Origin of the sequence: Pseudomonas sp. AMR01, assembly GCF_041946035.1 — a bacterium.
Classification (GTDB): Bacteria; Pseudomonadota; Gammaproteobacteria; order Pseudomonadales; family Pseudomonadaceae; genus Aquipseudomonas; species Aquipseudomonas antarctica_B.
On record NZ_JAUTYR010000006.1, the window covers coordinates 219148 to 239077 of the forward strand.

At 57.0% G+C, this 19930-nt stretch carries 22 protein-coding genes; 13 read left to right on the forward strand and 9 right to left on the reverse strand.

What is annotated here, in order from left to right; all coding sequences use genetic code 11:
* Nucleotides 1-81: 81 nt before the first annotated feature.
* Nucleotides 82-1074, reverse strand: a complete 993-nt coding sequence (locus Q7C20_RS08790) for an LLM class flavin-dependent oxidoreductase (RefSeq protein ID WP_375066785.1) — start codon at nt 1072-1074, stop codon at nt 82-84.
* Nucleotides 1075-1536: 462 nt separating this feature from the next.
* On the opposite strand from Q7C20_RS08790, the gene Q7C20_RS08795 reads away from it, so the two are divergent.
* The 4 genes from Q7C20_RS08795 to Q7C20_RS08810 all read left to right on the forward strand — a co-directional run bounded on the left by Q7C20_RS08795 (nt 1537) and on the right by Q7C20_RS08810 (nt 3787).
* Nucleotides 1537-2145, forward strand: coding sequence for a TetR/AcrR family transcriptional regulator (locus Q7C20_RS08795; RefSeq protein WP_375066786.1), 609 nt, complete (start codon nt 1537-1539; stop codon nt 2143-2145).
* A gap of 172 nt (nt 2146-2317) precedes the next feature.
* Nucleotides 2318-2743, forward strand: coding sequence for a hypothetical protein (locus Q7C20_RS08800; RefSeq protein WP_348059345.1), 426 nt, complete (start codon nt 2318-2320; stop codon nt 2741-2743).
* An 82-nt stretch (nt 2744-2825) separates the two neighbouring features.
* Nucleotides 2826-3248: an RDD family protein gene (locus Q7C20_RS08805; protein WP_375066787.1), complete on the forward strand. Its 423-nt coding sequence runs from the start codon at nt 2826-2828 to the stop codon at nt 3246-3248.
* A gap of 83 nt (nt 3249-3331) precedes the next feature.
* Entirely contained in the window at nt 3332-3787 is a 456-nt protein-coding gene (locus Q7C20_RS08810; protein WP_375066788.1) for a hypothetical protein, read from the forward strand.
* Nucleotides 3788-3790: 3 nt separating this feature from the next.
* Here the strand turns inward: Q7C20_RS08810 and Q7C20_RS08815 are convergent, their stop codons facing one another.
* Nucleotides 3791-4054, reverse strand: coding sequence for a hypothetical protein (locus Q7C20_RS08815; protein ID WP_375066789.1), 264 nt, complete (start codon nt 4052-4054; stop codon nt 3791-3793).
* Between the two features lie 184 nt (nt 4055-4238).
* Between Q7C20_RS08815 and Q7C20_RS08820 the strand changes: the two genes are divergently transcribed.
* On the forward strand, nt 4239-4745 hold the full coding sequence (locus Q7C20_RS08820; RefSeq protein WP_375066790.1) for a hypothetical protein: 507 nt from the start codon (nt 4239-4241) through the stop codon (nt 4743-4745).
* Between the two features lie 283 nt (nt 4746-5028).
* Nucleotides 5029-5226 (forward strand): hypothetical protein, encoded by a 198-nt coding sequence (locus Q7C20_RS08825; RefSeq protein ID WP_375066791.1) that lies wholly within the window; start codon nt 5029-5031, stop codon nt 5224-5226.
* An 825-nt stretch (nt 5227-6051) separates the two neighbouring features.
* On the opposite strand, the gene Q7C20_RS08830 is transcribed toward Q7C20_RS08825, so the two are convergent.
* Nucleotides 6052-6990: a LysR family transcriptional regulator gene (locus tag Q7C20_RS08830; RefSeq protein ID WP_375066792.1), complete on the reverse strand. Its 939-nt coding sequence runs from the start codon at nt 6988-6990 to the stop codon at nt 6052-6054.
* Nucleotides 6991-7099: 109 nt separating this feature from the next.
* Here Q7C20_RS08830 and Q7C20_RS08835 point away from each other — a divergent pair, with 109 nt between their 5' ends.
* The gene (locus Q7C20_RS08835; RefSeq protein WP_375066793.1) at nt 7100-8599 is read left to right on the forward strand and encodes a CoA-acylating methylmalonate-semialdehyde dehydrogenase; all 1500 of its coding nucleotides are present in this window, start codon (nt 7100-7102) and stop codon (nt 8597-8599) included.
* Nucleotides 8600-8866: 267 nt separating this feature from the next.
* Here Q7C20_RS08835 and Q7C20_RS08840 read toward each other — a convergent pair whose 3' ends face one another.
* Nucleotides 8867-10471 (reverse strand): rhamnogalacturonan lyase B N-terminal domain-containing protein, encoded by a 1605-nt coding sequence (locus Q7C20_RS08840; RefSeq protein ID WP_375066794.1) that lies wholly within the window; start codon nt 10469-10471, stop codon nt 8867-8869.
* Nucleotides 10472-10484: 13 nt separating this feature from the next.
* Nucleotides 10485-11672: a pectate lyase gene (locus tag Q7C20_RS08845; protein ID WP_375066810.1), complete on the reverse strand. Its 1188-nt coding sequence runs from the start codon at nt 11670-11672 to the stop codon at nt 10485-10487.
* 443 nt (nt 11673-12115) lie between these two features.
* On the opposite strand from Q7C20_RS08845, the gene Q7C20_RS08850 reads away from it, so the two are divergent.
* A complete protein-coding gene (locus Q7C20_RS08850) occupies nt 12116-13366 on the forward strand; it encodes a glycoside hydrolase family 68 protein (protein WP_375066795.1) in 1251 nt (416 codons plus the stop codon).
* Between the two features lie 228 nt (nt 13367-13594).
* Here the strand turns inward: Q7C20_RS08850 and Q7C20_RS08855 are convergent, their stop codons facing one another.
* Nucleotides 13595-13897 (reverse strand): DUF6124 family protein, encoded by a 303-nt coding sequence (locus tag Q7C20_RS08855; RefSeq protein WP_375066796.1) that lies wholly within the window; start codon nt 13895-13897, stop codon nt 13595-13597.
* Nucleotides 13898-14381: 484 nt separating this feature from the next.
* Between Q7C20_RS08855 and Q7C20_RS08860 the strand changes: the two genes are divergently transcribed.
* Nucleotides 14382-15587: an EAL domain-containing protein gene (locus Q7C20_RS08860; RefSeq protein ID WP_375066797.1), complete on the forward strand. Its 1206-nt coding sequence runs from the start codon at nt 14382-14384 to the stop codon at nt 15585-15587.
* Nucleotides 15587-15913: a hypothetical protein gene (locus Q7C20_RS08865; RefSeq protein WP_375066798.1), complete on the forward strand. Its 327-nt coding sequence runs from the start codon at nt 15587-15589 to the stop codon at nt 15911-15913. The genes Q7C20_RS08860 and Q7C20_RS08865 overlap by 1 nt, the downstream gene beginning before the upstream one ends.
* 2 nt (nt 15914-15915) lie before the next feature.
* On the opposite strand, the gene Q7C20_RS08870 is transcribed toward Q7C20_RS08865, so the two are convergent.
* The gene (locus Q7C20_RS08870) at nt 15916-16791 is read right to left on the reverse strand and encodes a bestrophin family ion channel (RefSeq protein ID WP_348059321.1); all 876 of its coding nucleotides are present in this window, start codon (nt 16789-16791) and stop codon (nt 15916-15918) included.
* Between the two features lie 163 nt (nt 16792-16954).
* On the opposite strand from Q7C20_RS08870, the gene Q7C20_RS08875 reads away from it, so the two are divergent.
* Genes Q7C20_RS08875 through Q7C20_RS08885 form a run of 3 tightly spaced genes read left to right on the forward strand, consistent with a single transcriptional unit; the run spans nt 16955 to nt 18443 of the window.
* Nucleotides 16955-17218 (forward strand): hypothetical protein, encoded by a 264-nt coding sequence (locus Q7C20_RS08875; protein ID WP_375066799.1) that lies wholly within the window; start codon nt 16955-16957, stop codon nt 17216-17218.
* Entirely contained in the window at nt 17215-17970 is a 756-nt protein-coding gene (locus Q7C20_RS08880) for a Fic family protein (RefSeq protein ID WP_375066800.1), read from the forward strand. The genes Q7C20_RS08875 and Q7C20_RS08880 overlap by 4 nt, the downstream gene beginning before the upstream one ends.
* Nucleotides 17971-17978: 8 nt before the next feature.
* Nucleotides 17979-18443 (forward strand): metallophosphoesterase family protein, encoded by a 465-nt coding sequence (locus tag Q7C20_RS08885; protein WP_375066801.1) that lies wholly within the window; start codon nt 17979-17981, stop codon nt 18441-18443.
* 9 nt (nt 18444-18452) lie between these two features.
* Here the strand turns inward: Q7C20_RS08885 and Q7C20_RS08890 are convergent, their stop codons facing one another.
* On the reverse strand, nt 18453-19136 hold the full coding sequence (locus Q7C20_RS08890; protein ID WP_375066802.1) for an SOS response-associated peptidase: 684 nt from the start codon (nt 19134-19136) through the stop codon (nt 18453-18455).
* 47 nt (nt 19137-19183) lie between these two features.
* Nucleotides 19184-19906 (reverse strand): FadR/GntR family transcriptional regulator, encoded by a 723-nt coding sequence (locus tag Q7C20_RS08895; RefSeq protein WP_348059317.1) that lies wholly within the window; start codon nt 19904-19906, stop codon nt 19184-19186.
* Between the last annotated feature and the right edge of the window lie 24 nt (nt 19907-19930).

The following is a 19930-nucleotide window of genomic DNA, read 5'->3' on the forward strand; positions in this document are numbered from 1 at the left end:
TATAAGAATATTGCTCTGTCCAATTCGTTTGCTTCAGCCGCCAGCCGGATGGCTGGCGGCGGAGCTGCAGAAAGTCTTGTGCTACGCATTCCAAACTTGAGCTGTTAAAGAAAGGGAGTTACGTCGCGCGTTGATATCGTATATGTCAGTGGAAAGCATGAACTCATCGATATCTGTTTGACGCTGCAGCGCGATAAGTCCTTCACGTACCTCCTCCGGATTGCCTACAACCGCAATAGAGAGCATGCGTTCAACGATGGAAAGCTCACTGGGCCTCCAGTAATTGGACAGGCTTGCTGGCGGTTGAAGTGGCTTAGATTCGCCTCGAATGACGTCCGAGTACGCCATTTGCATGCTGGTAAACAGCCTTTTCGCTTCGTCTGTGGTTTGGGCTGCCACAACGGGCACACTTATCATTGCATGCGGGCGCTTCAGAAACCTTGAGGGTTTGAAGCGAGAGCGATAAGCGTCGAGCGCCTGATCGAGGAGTGCTGGCGCAAAGTGAGACGCGAAGGTGTAAGGCAGACCTAGCTCTGCGGCCAATGTTGCGCCATACAATGAAGAGCCCAGCAACCACATTTGTGCATCATCTCCAGTTGCAGGCCAAGCTTTGAGATCCAAAGGCTGGGCATCCGCGTTAAACCAGTGCATTAGCTCCTGGACATCGTTTGCAAAATTCTCCGCTGCGCCCTTCGGGATTCGTAAAGCGCCCAACGTACGAGAGTCCGTTCCCGGCGCCCGACCAAGACCCAAATCAACTCTATCTGGATAAATAGCGGCCAGAGTGCCGAACTGCTCAGCAATCATATATGGCGCATGATTGGGCAGCATTATGCCACCAGCGCCTAGGCGAATATTTTTCGTATGCTGGCCGACGTGGGCGAGCACCACTGAGGTAGCAGCGGAAGCGATACCCGAGAAATTGTGGTGCTCGGCGACCCAATAGCGTTTGAAGCCGAGCGCATCGACATGGGATGCAATTTGTTGGGCTTCTGCCAACGCATCTACAGGTGTATGTCCTTGTCTGACTCTAACGAGATCGAGAAGCGACAGTGGTATTTTCTTTGCGGACAATTTTCTCTCCTTACAGCCAATCATGCAGAGGTCATCTCTGCGTTGGGTTGGTGAATCCTGCGATTTCGGAGGACTGCTTCCCCTGGGCTTGCGCAGGGATAGTCTCCGAATCAAAGCATGAGGATGCTGCACCCTGTCTGCAGGGCGCGCTCCTCACTCCCTCCAGCAATTCAATTTCGAAAAGACTGGCTAGGCTCGTCACCTTCAAGTCCTGCCGGTTTACCCGCCGCGACGCGCAGTACGAATCATCGCTGCTGAATCCAGTGAGTGAATTTCCTATTTTTGGCCATGGTCAGAGGAGTAATCGCTCATTTCGAGGCGCTACGGAATTGGTTAGGCTCACCTTCGTCAGGTTCGAGTTCGATTAACCGTTGTATTTGGTCGCGTTCGCGATACGATTGATTTTTCACCGTTCTTTATGTACTTTTAGTATGTACATTGGGTATATAGGCGTCAAGGGTCATGAGTCAGAATTTGAACGATGAAAAAAAAGTGCGTCAGAGATGGCCACGTGAGCAGCGCTATCACCAGCTCATCTCTGTGGCTTGTGAAATTGTCGAGCTTGAGGGCACGGATGCTCTGACCCTCCCTCGCTTAGCCGAGCGCGCCCAGGTGACCAAGCCGGTGGTGTATAGCCACTTTCCTGATAGGGCCGCTTTACTGGCAGACCTATATCGAGCGTTTTCCAAGGAGCAACTTGAGGCCTTGGAGTCAGCTATCGCGCAGAGCCCTAAAGGCACTGAAGAGAAAGCCCGGGTAATAGCGGCCTCACACTTAAACTGTGTAATGGGGCAGGGTGCAACGCTTTGGAGTGTCTCCGCTGCGTTGTCTGGTTCCCAGGAAATGGAGAAAGCAAAAAACGAGTGCGAAAATGCTTACATCCAAGTATGCAGACGTTCTCTTTTTCAACAGAGCGATGATTTGGGCACTACCACTGCCGTAGTCAATGCAATATTTGGGGCGGCAGATCGTCTTGCAGAGTCCGCGTGCAGCGGCCAAATCAGCCGGGACACTGCTGAAGAGTGGTTAGTGAAGCTCGTATTGGGCCTTGTTACTATCGCTACAGTCTAAGTAGCTGTCTTGAAATGGCTGAAGGAAATGAGCAATAGATGCAGACTAAACACATCGACATCGAAATTTCTCAGATAACAGGCGAACACCGAGTAGCTTCGTGATCAGTTGAACGTTTGGTAAACTGCAGTGGTTGGCTGGATTGTCCGGCCTATCGCTAGATCTGGTATTTATGGACAAAAGTATATCTCAGGGACGAAACCACTCAAGCCAGGTGGTGGACGTCTTATCGGCGGTCTATTGCTTTTTTCTCACAATTAAAATCGGTTACTGGCTCGTCGGTGATGGCTGGAATTTGGCCAGAATGGGTGATGTTCCGGTAATCCTGATGCCACCCGCTGCACTGACCTGCATTCTGTTGGCAATCAGTGGCGTGTTGCTGTGTCGCCGTAGTGCGAAATCGTCGTGGTTCCTATTGGGCTCTTTAGTTTTCGGGCTGGCGCTGATCCCGCTGATGCTGCCGGAGATTTTCCTGATAACGTCCGACCTGTACGTGAAGGCTTTCTGGTTCGTGCTGCCGGCAACCCAACAAGCAGTCCTGCTGTTTGCTATTTGGATCTACAGCCTGCAGATGCGCCGAACGGGCTGCTTTAAGTAAGTCATACATGTTCAAATCCCGCGCCCGCGCTTGGCTTGTTGTCTGTAAATATTTAAATCAAATACCCTCGGAGCGTTAACGCATGGAAGTGAGTAATACTCAAATTGAGTACCGAAAGCCAAACAACCTCGCCGGATTGGGGCGACGTCTGGGAGGGCAGTGGATTGACTCTTTAATCACCTTCTTTTTGTTGTATGTCGTGGGAAGAGCAGCTGAGTTTGTCGGTGTATCTCCCAACGCGGTCGCGATCCTGGCTTTCGGATCCGCCGCGGCGTATTACCTGTTTTCAGATGCAATGCCAAACGGTCAGAGCATCGGTAAAAAGCTGCTGGGGATGTCAGTAATCGACGAGCGCAGCTACCTTAGCTGCAATCTATATCAATCCTTTATGCGAAATGTCACCACGCCCATCCTGAGCATTGTTGACTGGATATTTATCTTCTTCGGTTCACGCAAGCGCTTAGGAGACATGCTTGCCTCCACTATAGTTGTGCGATCCAAGTAACTATAAATGCTGCAGGCCTGCAAAACCAAAGAGGGACGACAGGCGGATTTGGATGGCGGTGGAAACGGTTCAGGAGCTTCGAGATGGGCTTTGCGACGACAATCTGGGAGTGGTATGGGGAGGGTGAATACCAGCAGGTGCTCGCCGTTTGTGAAGCGTTTCCTGCTCTGGAATTCTTGGCGATGAGTGCAGACCAGCAGCGAGAAACTATTCCGGACTGCCCTGCATGCGAAGCCTGGTCCATGACAATGTTGCCTTTGAACCATACTTTGGTCGCCTGTGGTAACGCTATGCCAAGCGAATTAAGACGCGGCCTCAAAAATCTCTGGAAACTATGCAATGGCCTGTCTGAAGATGCTGTTCGTTGTCGCGACCGGCTGATATTCGATCATCAAGATTGGCAGTCTATTCGTGAGTCAGCCACAGTTCTGCTTAAGCTGATGGGGCATGTGGAGATAGCTCCTTTTCTGACTGATATTACGGTTGATTGCCAGAATGAGGTTGATGGGTGCTTTGCGGCAAAGCCCGAACGTTCTTGATCGTCACGCAAGAACCGAACCCTGCGCTGCGCTTGGCTTTTTGCCGGGCGTCTTCACCTTATCAACCAAAAACTCGTACTGGTCGATATTCAGCATCGCAAGCGCTGCGCGGAACTCTGCATCCAGCTTTTGCCGCGCGCGTTTGCGAGCGTAGAAGATCACCACCACCATAGCTGCCAAGAGTAGGTACGGGACAACATCCATAGCAATTGATCCCTCGGTCCAATGCGGCATGTCCCGCCTGCTGGATGCAAGCATCCGGGTCATGTGGATTTTCTGGCGAGCTTTTACTCGTCATCTTTTTGTTTTTTTACTACTATTGCTCATCTGCGTACTCAAGGAAGAGCGACTGAGCACCTTGAGGCTGGTAGAAAATTTACACTCGATCATTGAGTGATTTATTACTTTTTACCCAGAACCTAACGACTCAGCCAACCGTAATGACCTCTTGGTGGAACCGATGGATAAAATGTGTGGCATCGTTGTAGTGGTAGGACTGGCCCTGTCGGGATGCGCTACGAAAACGCCAGAAAAACCTAACGTGGCTCCACCTCCTGCCGTCGTCCAGGAAGCCCCCCCTGAAGCCGCACATTCAACACCAGAAAACTGGACTGTGCGCCATGAGGCTGCACCTGCGCACGCCAGTGCTGATTCCGCAGCGCCAGTCGCTGCAGACAGTGCTCAGTCAGAATCAGAAACGAACTTGAACCAGAATCGCGCCGAGCAATGCCGTAAAGAGCTGGATGTCTTGAAGGTTTACAACAAAGCGTCTTACAACAAGTACGAGGCGGAATACCAAATCATTGCTGCCAAGACTGCCAAATACATGGAAATCAAAGACTCGTTAGGTCCTGATTTAAACTACATGGTCATGCCCGCTTATCAATTTCAAATTCGTGAGTTCTGCTTCCGGGTTAAGACTCGTCTGTCGGAGCTCGTGCTTCGCCAAGCCAAATAACGATTGCGCGTGAGCGTGCGTCTTTTGCCAGTTGAGGAAGCTCTAAAAAAGACTTCCCTCTCTGGCCAAAGACTCGCTTCACGCGTATCAACCGGTTAAGCAGCTCGCGTTCGCCGCTGCCGAACAGGGCGGCGAATATGAGCAGGCCCGCTGCGGGCGCTGCCCCAGCCCAAGTAATCGTCTATTTCCTCACCCCCATTCGTCTAAAGCTTGGCACTCTGAATGCTGTGACTTCTCTTAACCTTAAGCGCGGATATCCCGAGCTTAAAAGTGGAGAGCCAACATGGAAATCAATGAGAAAGCGCCGGGCAACATTTCACAGCAGGCCGTGACGCGCGGCACCGATAACGAGGCAGGTCACGACTCTACGCGTGACGAGAATACGGCTGCGCCGCCGCCGGAAGACGAGTTAGTCCTGGAGGAGGATATGTCGGACGTGGACGCTGCAGGTTCAGTGGCAAGCGAGCACCCCCACAGCTGATGACTTTAAGGTCAAAAAACCCGGCTTCTGCCGGGTTACGGCTGAAACGGGACCGTAAACTCGGCACCGACGGCAACACCCTAAGAACCCCCCAGAAGGTGGCCTTACTGCGAGGCGCACGGCCCTTCACGTTGGAGCAAGTTTGAGCCCGAACACCATTGCATTGTGCTTCTTGCGCGGAGAATGGGCGCGACTGTCATCAGTGCGGCCTGGCAAAACGTAGCCAAGATGCAGTCGGCATGCACGTTGTGTAACGCTGATTGCTCGAGGTAAAGGCGCTCAATTTTTAGCGAGGGAAGATTGAGCGTGTCGCAGTAGAACGCAGCGCCAAATCCCGGACAAAGAAAAGCCCACGATGGGGGCGCGGGCTTAAAAGGTGTTCACTTAGGAGCTGTGTTAAGACTAGGCGCTCAACTGTGAAAACCGCGTGAAATGCTTGTAGCGAATATGTTTTTTGCAACAAGGTTGGATGCTCACCTACTGTGCCCGTCCCTTTTCCATTTCGCGTAACGTTGTGTTCATGTCCTATGAAGTGCGCCTTGTCGTCATCATCACAGCCCAGCTCAGCAAAGGCTCTAAGCAGCAGCCCTCTCAACGTCTTTGAAATCCGGCCATATCTGGTTGATGCCAGCCCGTTAACGGCGAACATTGTCCCTGTGGCGAGCGGGCTTGCCCCGCGTTGGGTTGCGAAGCGACCCTGGAAGGAAAAATGCGGTGAGTCAGGCGTTCTTCGGCCGCAGGTTTTGGGGCTGCTTCGCAGCCCAACGCGGGGCAAGCCCGCTCGCCACGGGTTCTATCGCCTGCTGTTCGGTCAATGCCTGATAACTATCGGGTGAACCGAAAACCGCCCGACAGTTTCTCCTTCAGATAGCCAACCAACGCACTCACCGACTTGGGCACATGCGGCGAGTAAGGCCGAATCAAGTAAATCTCATCGGCAAACACGCCCTTGAGTGTCCAGTCTTCCAGCACCTGTACCAGCTTGCCGCTTGCCAGTGCGGCGTGGGCGCTGAAGTCCGGGAGCAGGGCGATGCCCAGGTGGTTGAGCGCCGAATCGCGCAGTGCTTCGCTGTTGTTGGTGGCGAAGCTGCCGGCGATGGGCACGGTGAGGCGTTCGACGGTTTTGCTGCCGCGCTCGAACGTCCAGGCGGGCTGGTCGGTGCCGCGTGGGTAAAACAGGCAATTGTGGGCGGTGAGATCGCCGGGTTCGCGCGGTTCGCCGTGGCGTTGCAGGTAGTCCCGGGTCGCCACCAGTACCGAGGCGGTGTCGCACAGCTTCCATGCCACGTGGGTTTCGGGCACCTGAAAACCGTGTCGCACCGCCAGGTCATAACCCTCGGCCGCCAGTGAACTCAAGGCATCCGACACATCCAGCTGAATTCGCACCTGCGGGTATTGCTGCAAAAATTCCGACAGGTGTGGCACCAGTTGCTGTCGGGCAAATGCCACTGGCGCTGTGAGGCGCACCAGGCCGCGAATCTCCCCGGCCGAGTCGCGCACCGACGAAAAACTGCGAGCAATTTGGGCGTAGGCGCTGCGCACTTCGCGCGTCAGGGATTGCCCGGCATCGGTCAACCGCACGCTGCGGGTGGTGCGCGTGACCAGCCGGGTGCCGGTGGCTTTTTCCAGGTCCGAGATGCGCTGGCTGACGGCGGACTTGCTCACGCCCAGGCGCGCCGCAGCGGCGGTGTAGGTGCCGTGTTCTTCCAGCACCGACAGCCAGTGAATGTGGGTCCACAGCCCTTCGATCTCTGCCTTTTCCATGGTTGTATTGTTCGCCTGTGAGGACAATAAGTTCTGGATTCTGCTCTGGTTTGGAACAAATCGAAAGCCTATCGTGTGTTCCAACGCTACTGACCTGAGATCATCTGCCATGACCACAACAATCGAGCATTACATTAACGATCAGCGCGTGAGCCGCGATGATCGCTATCAGGACGTCTACAACCCGGCCACCGGTGAGATCACCGCGCGCGTCGCGCTGGCCAGCCGCCAGACCGTGTCCGAAGCCGTCGCCGCCGCCCAGGCCGCGTTCACCAGCTGGGCCGACACGCCGCCCATCCGCCGCGCCCGCGTGCTGTTCGAATACCTGCACCTGCTGCGTGAACGCAAGGACGACCTGGCGCGCATCATCGTCGCCGAACACGGCAAGGTCTTCACCGACGCCCAGGGCGAAGTGGATCGCGGTATCGACATCCTCGAATTCGCCTGCGGTATTCCCAACCTGCTCAAGGGTGAACATTCCGACCAGGTGTCCCGTGGCATGGACAACTGGACAATGCGTCAACCCCTGGGCGTAGTCGCCGGGGTCACGCCGTTCAACTTCCCGGTGATGGTGCCGATGTGGATGTACCCGATCGCCATCGCGGCGGGCAACACCTTCATCCTCAAGCCAAGCCCGACCGACCCGAGTGCCTCCTTGTTCATGGCCGAGTTGCTGCGTGAAGCCGGCCTGCCAAAAGGTGTGTTCAGCGTGGTGCAAGGCGACAAGGAAGCGGTGGACGCACTGATCGAACACCCGGACGTGAAGGCCCTGAGCTTTGTCGGTTCGACGCCGATTGCGCAATACATCTACGAAACCGGCGCCCGCCACGGCAAGCGCGTGCAAGGCCTGGGCGGCGCGAAAAACCACATGGTGGTGATGCCCGACGCCGACATTGAAAAAACCGTTGATGCGCTGATGGGCGCCGCTTACGGCAGTGCCGGCGAGCGCTGCATGGCCATCTCGGTGGCTGTGTTGGTGGGCGATGTGGGTGACAAAGTCATCGCCGCCTTGACCGAGCGCGCCAAGCTGTTGCGCATCACCGACGGCCGCGACTTGAAGGCCGAAATGGGCCCGATCGTGTCGCGCGCAGCCCTTGAACGTATCAGCGGCTACATCGAGCAAGGCGTGCAAGCCGGCGCGCACTTGCTGCTCGACGGGCGTGACTATGTGCCCACCGAAGCGGGCCTGGAAAACGGCTTCTGGCTCGGCGCGACCCTGTTTGACCACGTGACCAAAGAGATGAGCATCTACCGCGAAGAAATCTTCGGCCCGGTGCTGGCGTGCGTCCGGGTGAATGATTTCGGCGAGGCCGTGAAGCTGGTCAACGATCACGAGTTTGGCAACGGCGTCAGTTGCTTCACCCGCGACGGCAACATTGCCCGCGAATTCGCGCGACGTATTGAAGTGGGCATGGTCGGCATCAACGTACCGATTCCGGTGCCGATGGCCTGGCATGGTTTTGGCGGCTGGAAGAAGAGTTTGTTTGGCGACATGCATGCGTACGGCACTGAGGGTGTGCGTTTTTACACCAAGCAGAAGTCGATCATGCAGCGCTGGTCGGAGAGCATCGAGCAGGGCGCGGAATTCGCGATGCCCGTGTCCAAATAATGCAAGGCTGCAGGCAAGCTAGGGTGGCTTGCCTGCGATAAGCCTGAATTCCGGGGGCTGTCGAAACGCCCCGTGGCTGTGGCTGTTGTTGTGGCTTTTGCTGTTGCTGTGGCTGTTGTTGTTGTGGCGAGCGGGCTTGCCCCGCGTTGGGCTGCGCAGCAGCCCCAGTAAGTAAAATGCGGTCTTCCAGACACGCCGTGGCGGCTGGTTTTGGGGCTGCTTCGCAGCCCAACGCGGGGCAAGCCCGCTCGCCACAAGGCGTTTTCATCAGGGCGATACCCACTGCACGCTGTCATACACAAAGCCAGGGCTCAGGAACCCCGTTCCTGATTTGCCGGAGGCAACACCAATCTCCAGTGTATTGCGCCCCACTTGCAGCGCTGTGCCGGGAACCGCCAGCTCAAACACCGTGTTATTGCCTCTGTACGTACCGCGCGTAATCCCCCGGCTTTCAGGTTGGTTGGAGGCCGCAGGTACGGGGGCTTCCCAACGTTGATTCAGGCTCACTCGTGGGCGGCCGCCGGCTTGCGCAAGCGACACATACAGGCGTAACCGGTAGTCGTGGATTTCATTCGCGCCGAGCATAAAGTCGATGCGCGTAGGGGTGTTGATGTCGCGCCACTGCACTGCGGGAAAGTCGCCAACCGCGCTGGTGCCCACCGTGTAAGTGCTAGGCCCCCACGCCGCCATTCGAGTATCTGACGGGTGCGCTGAAGCCAACCGACTGGCGTTCAAAAAGCCGCTCGGGGTGCCGTCAGGCACGCCGATCTGCCACGCCACATGACCGGTTGGCGGCAACGCGGTCAACGTGACACGGGCGAGGTTGCCCGCCTTGACGTCAACCGAACCCTGGGCCACTTCCAGTTCGTTCTGGTAGAGCGTCGTGCGGTAGCGGCCGGGACGCAGCCCCGTCAACTGCGCGTCGCCCCTGGCATCTGCACGCGCCCAATACTGCGCCGTGGCGTTGCTCAATCCCACCACGGCGGGTAAACCGGCAGCGACGCCGGACACATGTGCGGCCACTGAACCTCGTCCGGCACTGTTCAGAAAACCTTTGAGCCCCAGTGAGTCATTCACAAACCCCAGGTCGCTCAACGTGGCATTCGGTGGCCCACCGTCGGTGAACAGCAAGCCGTACACGCCATGCAGGCCGCCGCGGTAGGCTTCGGTCTGAGTGTGATTGGAAAACATGTAGTTGTAGAGCTCGTGGGTGGTTGCGGTTTTTTGCGTGGCGATGTCTTTGAAAAAAGGCCCGCCCGCGCTGAGTTCACGATTGCCCATCAGCATGTACACCGCGACGCCCGGCCCACTGACGCCGTGGAGCGGGTCGTCAATCATCGGGCGGGCGGAATAGAACTTGGAACTGGTGCGTCCATCCGCCAGCAAAAACACATCTTTGCCTTCAATGGCCTGGCCCACATTCGAGTCGGTGCCATGGGCGGCCTTGGGCAGTTTATTAACATCAAGTCGCGTCACGAACCGCAGCTCGCCGACCGCTGGCAAGGTCGGCGCATAAGTCGCCATGTACAGGGCGTTGCGGCCTTTGTGTGCCAGGTAGTAATGGGTCAAATCGCCGGCTTGGGCACTGACCACGATCACATCGCCAATCGTCTTGACGTCGACGTGCGCAGCGCCGAGACCGGAAGCAACCTGCGATTTTTTCGGCTCGCGGGTTTGCAACTCGTTACCACGATACCGCAGCGACACCAGGTCACCGTTGCGGCTGTCCACGCTGAATACCAGGTCGGCGCCGGTATCGACCACCACCTGGGTGCCGGTCTGAGAAACGCCAAACCCCTCGGCGTGGGCACGGGCGTCGAGGGCCGTGCTGGCGAGGCAAACGCAACACAGCATCAGTAGAAAACGTTGCATGCGGGGCAGTCCTTCAATGGGGTTGAGTCAGCTTGCCCGCACCGGCGTCGCGAGGCACCTGGGCCAGGGCGATGTCTGCCGGCAGCGGCGTGACGAGGAACTCACGGTAGGCCTTGAAGGCTTCGAGCGCCGCAGTGTCCTGCGGTCGATAATCATCGCCACTGAGCTGCTGCTGGTTGGCCACGCAGGGCCTGCCAATCACCCGTTGGCAGATCGCGTTGGCCGATGGCGACACGGGGTCAAACAGCGCAAACGCCGTGCCGGGTTGCTGGGTATCGTTGAACAGCGGATGGGTCACGTGCTCGAACGCATTGCCTTCCACCAGCAGGTGCGAAGTGGCGGTGCGCGACATGATCGCGCCCTGATAACTCAGGTTGTTGAACACATTGTTGACCACCTGCGCGCGTACCTCCGCATCGCCCATGCCGCCAGCATGGGGCGCGCGGCCAGAGGTGTCATGGATGTAGTTTCGCGCCAGCGTAAGGGTGTCGTGATGGCCGAGAAACAGCCACACCCAGTAATGATGCGCGTCGCACGTTGCCGAGTAGGGCGTGCGCCCATCGAACTCGTTGTTGGAGACAGTGACGTGGGAGGCGGTGCCCCAGCCGGTCACCAGCATCTGCCGGCCGATCCGGGCGAAGGTGTTGTGGTCAATCCAGACCCCGTCCGCACCGTCGAGGGTCAGTGCATCGCCGCCCCACACCACACGAGGGTTAATGTCGGACAGGGTCAGGTTGCGCACGATGACATTGTGCGCGCCGCCCCCGATAAGCAAGCCCATGCCTTGAATGCCGGCCTTGCTGCCGACCCCAATCAGGGTTTTGTTCGAACCGACCTTTAGACGTTGCAGGCCGGCATTGTCATAGGTCACCTGCACGGGAGGCTTGGACTGGCAAAAGTTGTTGGCGCCATTGCGTGCCCATTGCCCGCCACCCTTGGGGCACGCATTCGCCATGCAGCCCATTTCGTGGGTCTGCGCACTGCCGTTCTGCACCACGCTGCCGCGAAAGTCATACACATGGTCCAGGGCGATTACCCGTGGCGTGTCATCGGTGCAGTTGCCTGCCGGGTCATAGCGTGCGCACAGCGACTTTTTCAGCTCGTCCAGCGTAGCGGGGTGTACGGCGGCGAGCGTGCCACCGCCGGTAACGTGCCTGGCGAACCCATCCGGTTGGTCCGCAGCCACGGCGAAAAGTGGCATCACCAGTGAAACGCATAGCGCTACCGTCTGCACCATGGCGGGAAGTGGAAGTCGGCGGTGTAATCGCTTCGTACGCTGCACAGGTTTCTCCAGGGGCGTGTAGTGGGAAGACCTGAATATCGTCGACTATTTAACAACCGTTTAAACGACTAATTGAGATTCCTTCAGCGACTGTTCAGCGTCGGATAATTGATTAGCTAGCTTTTTATTGTTGGGTTAGTTGTGAGTGATATTGTATTTATATCAAGGATATAAATACAGTGATGGCAATATTGGTATAAATAATTCTTCATGTTGCAGTAAGTTACCTTCCATGTTAAACCTTGTTTCGCACTTCCCAGAGTCAATCTCGACTCGCTCTTTCAAGTCGCCATTATTGGCCGGCTTGGTCAATGCTATAAGCTCTCTGCTTGTCACCTGAGCGTCAGTAAAAGGACATCAACATGAAACATGCGAATCACACACCCACTCGCTGGACACGGGCTGATGCGCTAAAAGTTAATGAAAATGACCCGACTACCACGCAACCGTTAGTCCGTTCCGACTTTCCCGTCATGAGTGACACCGTGTTTATTTGGGACACTATGCCATTACGCGAACTTGATGGCACCGTAGTGTCGGTTAATGGCTGGTCGGTTATTTTTACCCTGACCGCCGACCGCCGCCCCCATGATCCGCAGTTCATCAATGCGGATGGCCGTTACGATATCAAGCGTGATTGGGAAGACCGTCATGGTCACGCGCGCATCTGCTATTGGTACTCACGCACTGGCAAAGACTGGATATTTGGCGGCCGTGTCATGGCCGAGGGCGTGTCGCCCACCACGCGGGAGTGGGCGGGTACGCCGATCCTGCTGAATAACAACGGCGATATCGACTTGTATTACACCTGTGTGACGCCGGGTGCCACTATTGTTAAAGTCCGCGGCCAAGTGGTTACTTCAGACACAGGCGTTGAACTACGGGGCTTTACTCAGGTTAAAACTTTATTTGACGCTGATGGCACTTACTACCAAACCGAAGCGCAAAATGCCACATGGAACTTCCGTGATCCCAGCCCGTTTATCGATCCCGTGGATGGCAAGTTATATATGGTGTTTGAAGGCAATGTGGCCGGCGAGCGCGGTAGCCACACCGTGGGCCCGGATGAACTAGGCCTGGTGCCACCTGGCCATGAAGATGTCGGCGGTGCGCGTTATCAAGTGGGCTGTATCGGCATCGCAGTGGCGAAAGATTTGCACGGTGACGAGTGGGAGATTTTGCCGCCGTTGGTCACAGCAGTTGGGGTTAACGACCAGACTGAGCGGCCACACTATGTATTCCAGGACAACAAGTATTACTTGTTTACCATCAGCCATAAGTTCACCTACGCTGATGGCGTGACAGGTCCGGATGGCGTTTATGGATTTATCAGCGATCATCTTTTTGGCCCTTACACGCCGATGAATGCTTCCGGTCTGGTACTGGGTAACCCACCCTCGCAGCCGTTCCAAACCTATTCTCACTGCGTAATGCCCAATGGCTTGGTCACCTCGTTTATCGACAGCGTGCCCACCCAAGGCGATGACTACCGTATCGGCGGCACTGAAGCGCCTACCGTCAGAATCGTGTTGAAGGGTGATCGCTCATTTGTGCAGGAGGCGTATGACTACGGCTATATTCCGCCGATGCGCGATGTGGTGCTGAGCCAATGACGGTCTGATTAAAAGCCACTCCAGGCGCTAATGCCTGGAGATCAAAACGTCGATGGCGAGGGGGCTTGCTCTGGCTGTGGTGGGTAGCGGTTCCAAAACCTGGGAGCGCTTCGCACTCCAGCGGGAGCAAGCTCCCTCGCCACAACAGCCAGCTCGCCTGTTTTTATCGTGTGCAGACAGCTTTTTTTAGCGTTCCCACGCTCTGCATGGGAACTATGTGAGCCTGTGTTATGCGGGCGCTGTGGAAGGCTTCATGCATTCAATGGTGCGATCAACCGTGGTCTTTGCAATTTCAAGCAAGTGCCACACCGCCAAAATCTTTGCCCGCTCGGGGCTCGCCATTTGTTCCCCACAATCCAGCGCAGTCGCCGATGCACTGGTGAGCAAACTTGCGGTGTAAAGCAGGGCATCTTCGAAACTCAGGTCTTCGATTTGAATGCTTTCGGTGGGCAGGTAATGGTCGATAGCGCGGTTGAACGCGGCGCGGTCTTTGGCTGAATTCAGCGGGGGATCGGGGACAATCTTATTCATGGTGTACCTTCGCGTCGGATTAGGGTCGACACCCATCGCGACTAAACGAGGGTGGCGGCTGTACACAGGTTAGTCGACCGGCCCAACACGAAAAATCCGGCGCACCCTAAGGTGCCCTGCGCACAGCCACCATAAAACCTCATGGAGGGCCATGCGCGCATTGGGAGGTCGGGCGACTAAACCCGATCACTGATTGGCAGTGAAGGGTCGCAGACTAGCCACCGGTTCCAGCAGGCGCAAGGCGGCAGGGATTGTCTAGGAAACGTCCTGCAATTAAAAGGGACGCGGCTTGCTGGCCCTTTAAAAACCATGACGAAATGCCACTAACGGATCATTCCCACGCTGAGCGTGGGAATGCCTCATGTCTCGTGTGACTGCCTGCCTGACCTTGGGAAAATTCCTACAAAGATTGAGACGTTTCCTAAATTTTTAGCCGTTCAATCGCGGAACAATGCGGGACTTCTTTACAGACGAGTCCTGACCCATGCCCAACCTTGCGCTTCGTGTTCTGGTGCTTGAAGACCACGCTTTCCAGCGTTCGGTCGCCGTCAAAATGCTCGAGCATTTGGGCTGCGCGGCGGTTTATGCGGCAGCTGACGGCGCGCAGGCGCTGGCCTTGCTCGACACCGTCGGCCCGGTCGATATCGCGCTGTGCGATTTGCAGATGGAAGGCATGGACGGTATCGAGTTCATTCAGCGGGTAGGCGCGAGCGGGCAGGTCAGGTCCATTATCATCAGCAGCTCGCTGTCGGCGGATTTACGCCGCGCAGTGCGCCAGATTGTGTCGCTGGTGGGGCTGGAGTTCCTCGGTGATATCGAGAAACCCTTGCACACGCAGGGCCTGGCAGTGTTGCTGCAAAAGCAGGTGAATCACCCGGCGGCCGTGTCGCCGCCCGAGGCTGTCGCCCAGCTTGCGACGGAAGCCGAGGTGCGTCAGGCGCTGGCCGAGGGGCAACTGCAGGCGTATTACCAACCGAAACTGAACCTGTTGACCGGCGCCGTGTGCGGGGTTGAAGTGCTGGCGCGCTGGGTCCACCCTTCCAGGGGCATCGTGTCGCCAGCGGTGTTTATACCAACGCTGGAACGCTGCGGCCTGCTCGACACGTGGTTGTACCAGAAGATGGGCCAGGCGTTGGCGGTGCACGAACAGGCGAAGCGCCAGGGCAGTGCGCTGAACATGGCGTTCAACCTGCGCGCCGGGCAATTGGCTAACCCGGCGTTGACCGCCAACATCAAGCAATTGCTGGTTCGCCAGGGTGTGGCGGGCAGGGACGTTACCTTTGAAATTACCGAAAGCGGCCTGCTCGAAGCGACCCACAATAGCCTGGAAAACCTGGTACGCCTGCGCATGCTGGGCTGCCGCTTATCCATTGATGATTTCGGTGCGGGTTTCTCTTCAATGCAGCGCTTGTGTCAGTTGCCGTTCAATGAAATCAAGCTGGACGCGGAGTTCGTGCGCAACCTCACACTGGAGCCGCGTTGCCAGGCGGTGATCAGCAGCATCCTGGCGCTGGGAGAAACCCTGGGCATGTCGGTGGTGATCGAAGGCATTGAGACCGCCGAACAACAGCGTGAACTGGTGGAACTGGGCTGCGCTCAGGGCCAGGGTTACCTGCTGGCCCGGCCCATGAGCGGCGCCGACCTGCTGCACTGGTTGCAACCGCGCGCAGCCTTTGCCGGGAGCCTGTGATGATCAATAAAGCCTTACGCATCATGATCGCCGACCCCCAGCACATTCAGCGTTTGCGCTTGGAGCGCGACTTCAATTATCAGGGCTATTACGCCATTGCACCGGTCTCGAGCCTGGACGAGTTGTTAACGTTGCTGGAGTACGGTGGTCGCGTCTTCGACTTGGTCGTGGTCAATGCCAGCCTGGCGGCGGGCGCTGGCTTGAACCTGCAGGCTTATTGCGAAGACCACCCGCTGATCCGCCACGCCGTTGTCTACGACGTGGCCGAACGCGGCTTGCTGCTCGTGAGTACCGAACTCAATGGGCTCTGTGCAGAAAACGCCTGAAGTCACGCCAGGGCATCGCGCTGCATCGACTGCAGGTTCTTCTCGATGGTTTCGCAGATGCTCTCCATCTGAATCTGGTGTTCGCTGGAGTGAAACGGGCTTTGCAGGTCGGTGCCGATCCGTTCGATCGCCAGCAACATAAAGCCCACCACGGTGGAGGCCAATGGCGTGAACCAACCGAGGGATTCCACCAGGCCCACCGGCACGATCAGGCAGAACAGTGAGATAAACAGCCGAGGGAAATACACGTAGGGGTAGGGCAGTGGCGTGTTGGCAATACGCTCCATGCCGCCCTGGGCGTTGGAAAGGTCCACCAGCGTGGACTCAATGCGTGCCAGCCGAATACTGTCCAGATGCCCGGCCTTGTATTCCCTGGCCAGAATGGCCGCCGAGCCAGTGAGAATGTCGTTCGCAAAGTTGTTGGTGGCGCCGTTACGCGCAAATTCTTCGGCAGGAATAAACGCGCGCACTTCGTCCGGGCAAGGCTTGCCTCTGAGGTGCGCGGCGAGGCAATTCACGTAGGCCACATGACGGCGCAGCAGGGTGGACTTGATCGGGTTGACCTCGGTGTCCGGGTCATCCATCAGCGTGAGCACCTGGCGGGCAAAACTGCGCGAGTTATTGACCATCGCACCCCACAGCGTGCGCGCTTCCCACCAGCGGTTATAGGCGCTGCTGTTACGAAAACTGATCAGCACCACCAGCGCCGAACCGAGCAAGGTCAGCGGCATCAGCGGCAAATTGATTTTGGTGGTGAGAAACAACATGAAATCCACCGTCACGGCGACATCCCACAGCAACAGCCAAAACAAGGCCCAACCCACATAGCCCATGGTCTTGATGATCAAACGGTATTTTTTGATGATGGCGGCTTTCAAACGACGTCCTCGCGGCGAGCAGTTGGTAACGGTGCCTTAGCTCGGACGCGGGTCTGGGGGAAAGGTTCGGCGGCGTCCTAAACCAAGTGCTGCGAATGGCGTGGGGTTGAAGGTAAAGGTCCGGCCCATGCTATGCTCCGAGGGCTAATTGAGGGATAACCAGATGACTAATACAGCTGATGTCAGTATTGCCAGCCAAGTGCGCGAGATGGCTAGAGCTCATCATGTTACTGCCGAGCGCGACGGTATAAGCCGAATGGCAGTGGCGATCACCGGTCTGGCGGGTGACGTTGTTGAATTGGATGGTGTAGAGCAGTTGCTCGTCAATCTGAAGAGAAAGGGTGTCCTGAGCAAGTCGGAGACTCTCGCACTTCAGGGCAGTTATCTTCAGGAGAAGCGGCGTATGAAGAAGACACTCAGCGCATGAGTTTCGATCCCTTCGGCGATTTTGAAACTGCGGGGTACCTTCAAAACGCTTTAAAGCTTAAAGATTCTGTTGAAGTAAAGGAGTCTGAGCATCTTGCATTTGAATTGAGCCTGGAAGATGCACTTCAGTATTTAGCCAAAAAAAGCTCGATCGATTACAACTCTCTACTCAAGGTGCACGAGATCTTGTTCTCAGGCTTTTACCACTGGGCGGGTAAAGACCGCAAAGAGCTTGCGCCTAATCTTGCAGTCTTCAAAGGCACTCAGGAAGACCCCCGTCACACTGCTTTCGAACGTCCGGACTCGATCAAAATGTCCGTAGACTATGCGCTCGCACTTGCTTCAGACACATCACGATTTAGAGAGCGCTCTGGCGATGTGATGGGTCAGCTAGCATTCGCACACCCTTTTCTTGACGGTAACGGTCGCACACTTTTACTGGTTTTCATGGAACTTTGTTATCGAGCGAAGTTTGCTATTGAATGGTCGAAAACTAACAAGGATGACTATCTGAGGGTGCTCAGCGACGAGATCAGGGACCCGTTTAAAGGGCATCTGAATAGTTACTTGAAACCGTTTGTTGTCGACATTGCCAATCGCAGTGAATGGCCTGAGATGATTGGCGGGATCAAGGGGCTGGATGGGCTTGACAAAGAAGGCATTACTTATGAAAGCCTGGACGATCCAGAGATTCAGCAGATTTATAAAACTTATAGGCTACGCGTCCTCGATGATCTCCCGCCGTCAAAATAGAGCAGCAAATGTATAAAGTTGGTGTGATATCCGACACTCACGGCCTGCTTCGACCTGAAGCCATCGCGGCCTTGCAGGGGTGTGAGCAGATTATCCATGCGGGTGACATCGGCGGGGCGGGGATCATTGAGCAACTGGCGCAAATAGCTCCGGCGTATGGGGTGCGCGGTAACAATGATCAGGGCGTTCCATGGGCGCAGGACCTCCCTGACCATCTGATGGTTGATATGAAGGGTTGGTCCACCTTGGTCGTACACGACATAGCGGACGTCCCCGCTTTACTTACGCCCAATACGCGGGTGGTTGTGACGGGTCACTCACACAAGCCACTTATCGAATGGCGCGGCGCAATCCTATATATCAATCCCGGCAGTGCAGGGCGACGGCGCTTCAAATTGCCAGTGACCCTGGCAGTACTCGAGGTGACGGAAGCATCCGTTGAGCCGCGGCTAATTTCGCTGCTGGAAGGGTGACAGTAGACCTCAACCGTCAATAGGCTCAATCACATGCGGCCCGTCATGGCGCGGGTTACCCACCGCCGTGTCCACCCGAAACCATTCAAACACCTGCGCCGGCTCACCCTGAAACATCACCATTTGCTCGGCGCGGCCTCGGTTGGTCGCCGGGTCCAGCCATTCGCGCGCAAACTCCGGGGCCAGCACCACCGGCCGCCGGTCATGAATATCCACCATGCCGCCGGCACTGTCGGCGGTGATGATCACAAACCCGTCCTGCTCACCCGCGCCTTCATCGGTGTCGGGTAATTGGCCAATCGCGGCGCAAAACGACGGGGCACCGTCGCGGCGGCGGATCAAATAGGGCTGCTTTTTTGGCCCACCTTCATCCACCCATTCAAACCAGCTGTCGATGGGCGCCAGGGCCCGGTGCGGCCAGATTGCGCGGAAGAACGGGCCATTGGCGACTTTCTCCACGCGCGCATTGATCGGCGGCGCGCGGTCTTTGGCCCAGTGCGGGCGCCAGCCCCAGCGCACGCGGTCGGCGTGCAGCAGGCCGTCGTCAAGGTGCAACAGGGCAACCGGCGTCGAAGGCGCGACGTTGTAGCGTTCAAGGGGGTGTTCGCCCACGGTGTTGATCAGGGCATTGGGCATGCTCAAGGCGGCCACGAAATCGTGGATGCCCCGGTACTGCGTCAGTCGTCCGCACATGGCTGATCCCTCAGGCTGTCACCTGAGCGTAGCCGCAGATGGGCGGGTTACAACGGCGTCAGCACATTCATCACGGTGTCCAGCGCCACGCGGGTGTCGTCCAGCTGCACCAGCGAGGCATGCCGGGCGCCTAGGGCGTCGCGGTTCTGGATGGCGGTGAGGATCGCCTTGTGGCGGGGCAGGCTGAGGCCCTGGATGTCGGGGCGGCGGTTGGTGATGTTGATCGACTCGCGCAGCGGCAGCGAGAGCATGTTGCACATGTAGGCGAGCAGGTCGTTGCGGGTGGCGTCGGCGATGGCGCGGTGGAAGTCCAGGTCGGCTTGCAGCAAGGCGTCGTGGGTCTTCGCGGTTTCCATGCCCAGGTAGGCGGTTTCGATGGTGGCGATGTCTTCATCGGTGGCGGTGGTCGCGGCCATCGCAGCGATTTCCGGTTCGAGGATGCGCCGCACACCCGCCAGCGTATTGAAGAATTCGCTGTGGGGCGTGGACTGCATCAGCCACGACAGCACGTCCGGGTCAAGCAAATGCCATTTCAGACGCGGGCGCACCACCGCGCCCACCCTTGGCTTGGAATACACAAGGCCCTTGGCGCTGAGCACCCGGGTCGCTTCGCGCAATACCGAACGGCTGACCTTGTACTCCTCGCAAAGCGTGGCCTCCATGGGCAGGCGTTCTTCGGGCTTGAAGCGGCCGGAAACGATGTGCATGCCCAAGTCCTGAACGATTTGGGCATGCATGCTCTTGCGCGGCTTGGGCGGCTGGTGATCCATAACGACGGGTGGCTCTGACTAGGT

Bases quoted from the DNA above. Each gene is read 5' to 3' on its own strand.
- Q7C20_RS08795 (WP_375066786.1), top strand. From the start codon at position 1,537: ATGAGTCAGAATTTGAACGATGAAAAAAAAGTGCGTCAGAGATGGCCA.
- Q7C20_RS08865 (WP_375066798.1), top strand. From the start codon at position 15,587: ATGATCAATAAAGCCTTACGCATCATGATCGCCGACCCCCAGCACATT.
- Q7C20_RS08840 (WP_375066794.1), bottom strand. From the start codon at position 10,471: ATGCAACGTTTTCTACTGATGCTGTGTTGCGTTTGCCTCGCCAGCACG.
- Q7C20_RS08800 (WP_348059345.1), top strand. From the start codon at position 2,318: ATGGACAAAAGTATATCTCAGGGACGAAACCACTCAAGCCAGGTGGTG.
- Q7C20_RS08835 (WP_375066793.1), top strand. From the start codon at position 7,100: ATGACCACAACAATCGAGCATTACATTAACGATCAGCGCGTGAGCCGC.
- Q7C20_RS08850 (WP_375066795.1), top strand. From the start codon at position 12,116: ATGAAACATGCGAATCACACACCCACTCGCTGGACACGGGCTGATGCG.
- Q7C20_RS08855 (WP_375066796.1), bottom strand. From the start codon at position 13,897: ATGAATAAGATTGTCCCCGATCCCCCGCTGAATTCAGCCAAAGACCGC.
- Q7C20_RS08810 (WP_375066788.1), top strand. From the start codon at position 3,332: ATGGGCTTTGCGACGACAATCTGGGAGTGGTATGGGGAGGGTGAATAC.
- Q7C20_RS08830 (WP_375066792.1), bottom strand. From the start codon at position 6,990: ATGGAAAAGGCAGAGATCGAAGGGCTGTGGACCCACATTCACTGGCTG.
- Q7C20_RS08825 (WP_375066791.1), top strand. From the start codon at position 5,029: ATGGAAATCAATGAGAAAGCGCCGGGCAACATTTCACAGCAGGCCGTG.
- Q7C20_RS08875 (WP_375066799.1), top strand. From the start codon at position 16,955: ATGACTAATACAGCTGATGTCAGTATTGCCAGCCAAGTGCGCGAGATG.
- Q7C20_RS08860 (WP_375066797.1), top strand. From the start codon at position 14,382: ATGCCCAACCTTGCGCTTCGTGTTCTGGTGCTTGAAGACCACGCTTTC.
- Q7C20_RS08845 (WP_375066810.1), bottom strand. From the start codon at position 11,672: ATGCCACTTTTCGCCGTGGCTGCGGACCAACCGGATGGGTTCGCCAGG.
- Q7C20_RS08805 (WP_375066787.1), top strand. From the start codon at position 2,826: ATGGAAGTGAGTAATACTCAAATTGAGTACCGAAAGCCAAACAACCTC.
- Q7C20_RS08890 (WP_375066802.1), bottom strand. From the start codon at position 19,136: ATGTGCGGACGACTGACGCAGTACCGGGGCATCCACGATTTCGTGGCC.
- Q7C20_RS08880 (WP_375066800.1), top strand. From the start codon at position 17,215: ATGAGTTTCGATCCCTTCGGCGATTTTGAAACTGCGGGGTACCTTCAA.
- Q7C20_RS08815 (WP_375066789.1), bottom strand. From the start codon at position 4,054: ATGACCCGGATGCTTGCATCCAGCAGGCGGGACATGCCGCATTGGACC.
- Q7C20_RS08895 (WP_348059317.1), bottom strand. From the start codon at position 19,906: ATGGATCACCAGCCGCCCAAGCCGCGCAAGAGCATGCATGCCCAAATC.
- Q7C20_RS08885 (WP_375066801.1), top strand. From the start codon at position 17,979: ATGTATAAAGTTGGTGTGATATCCGACACTCACGGCCTGCTTCGACCT.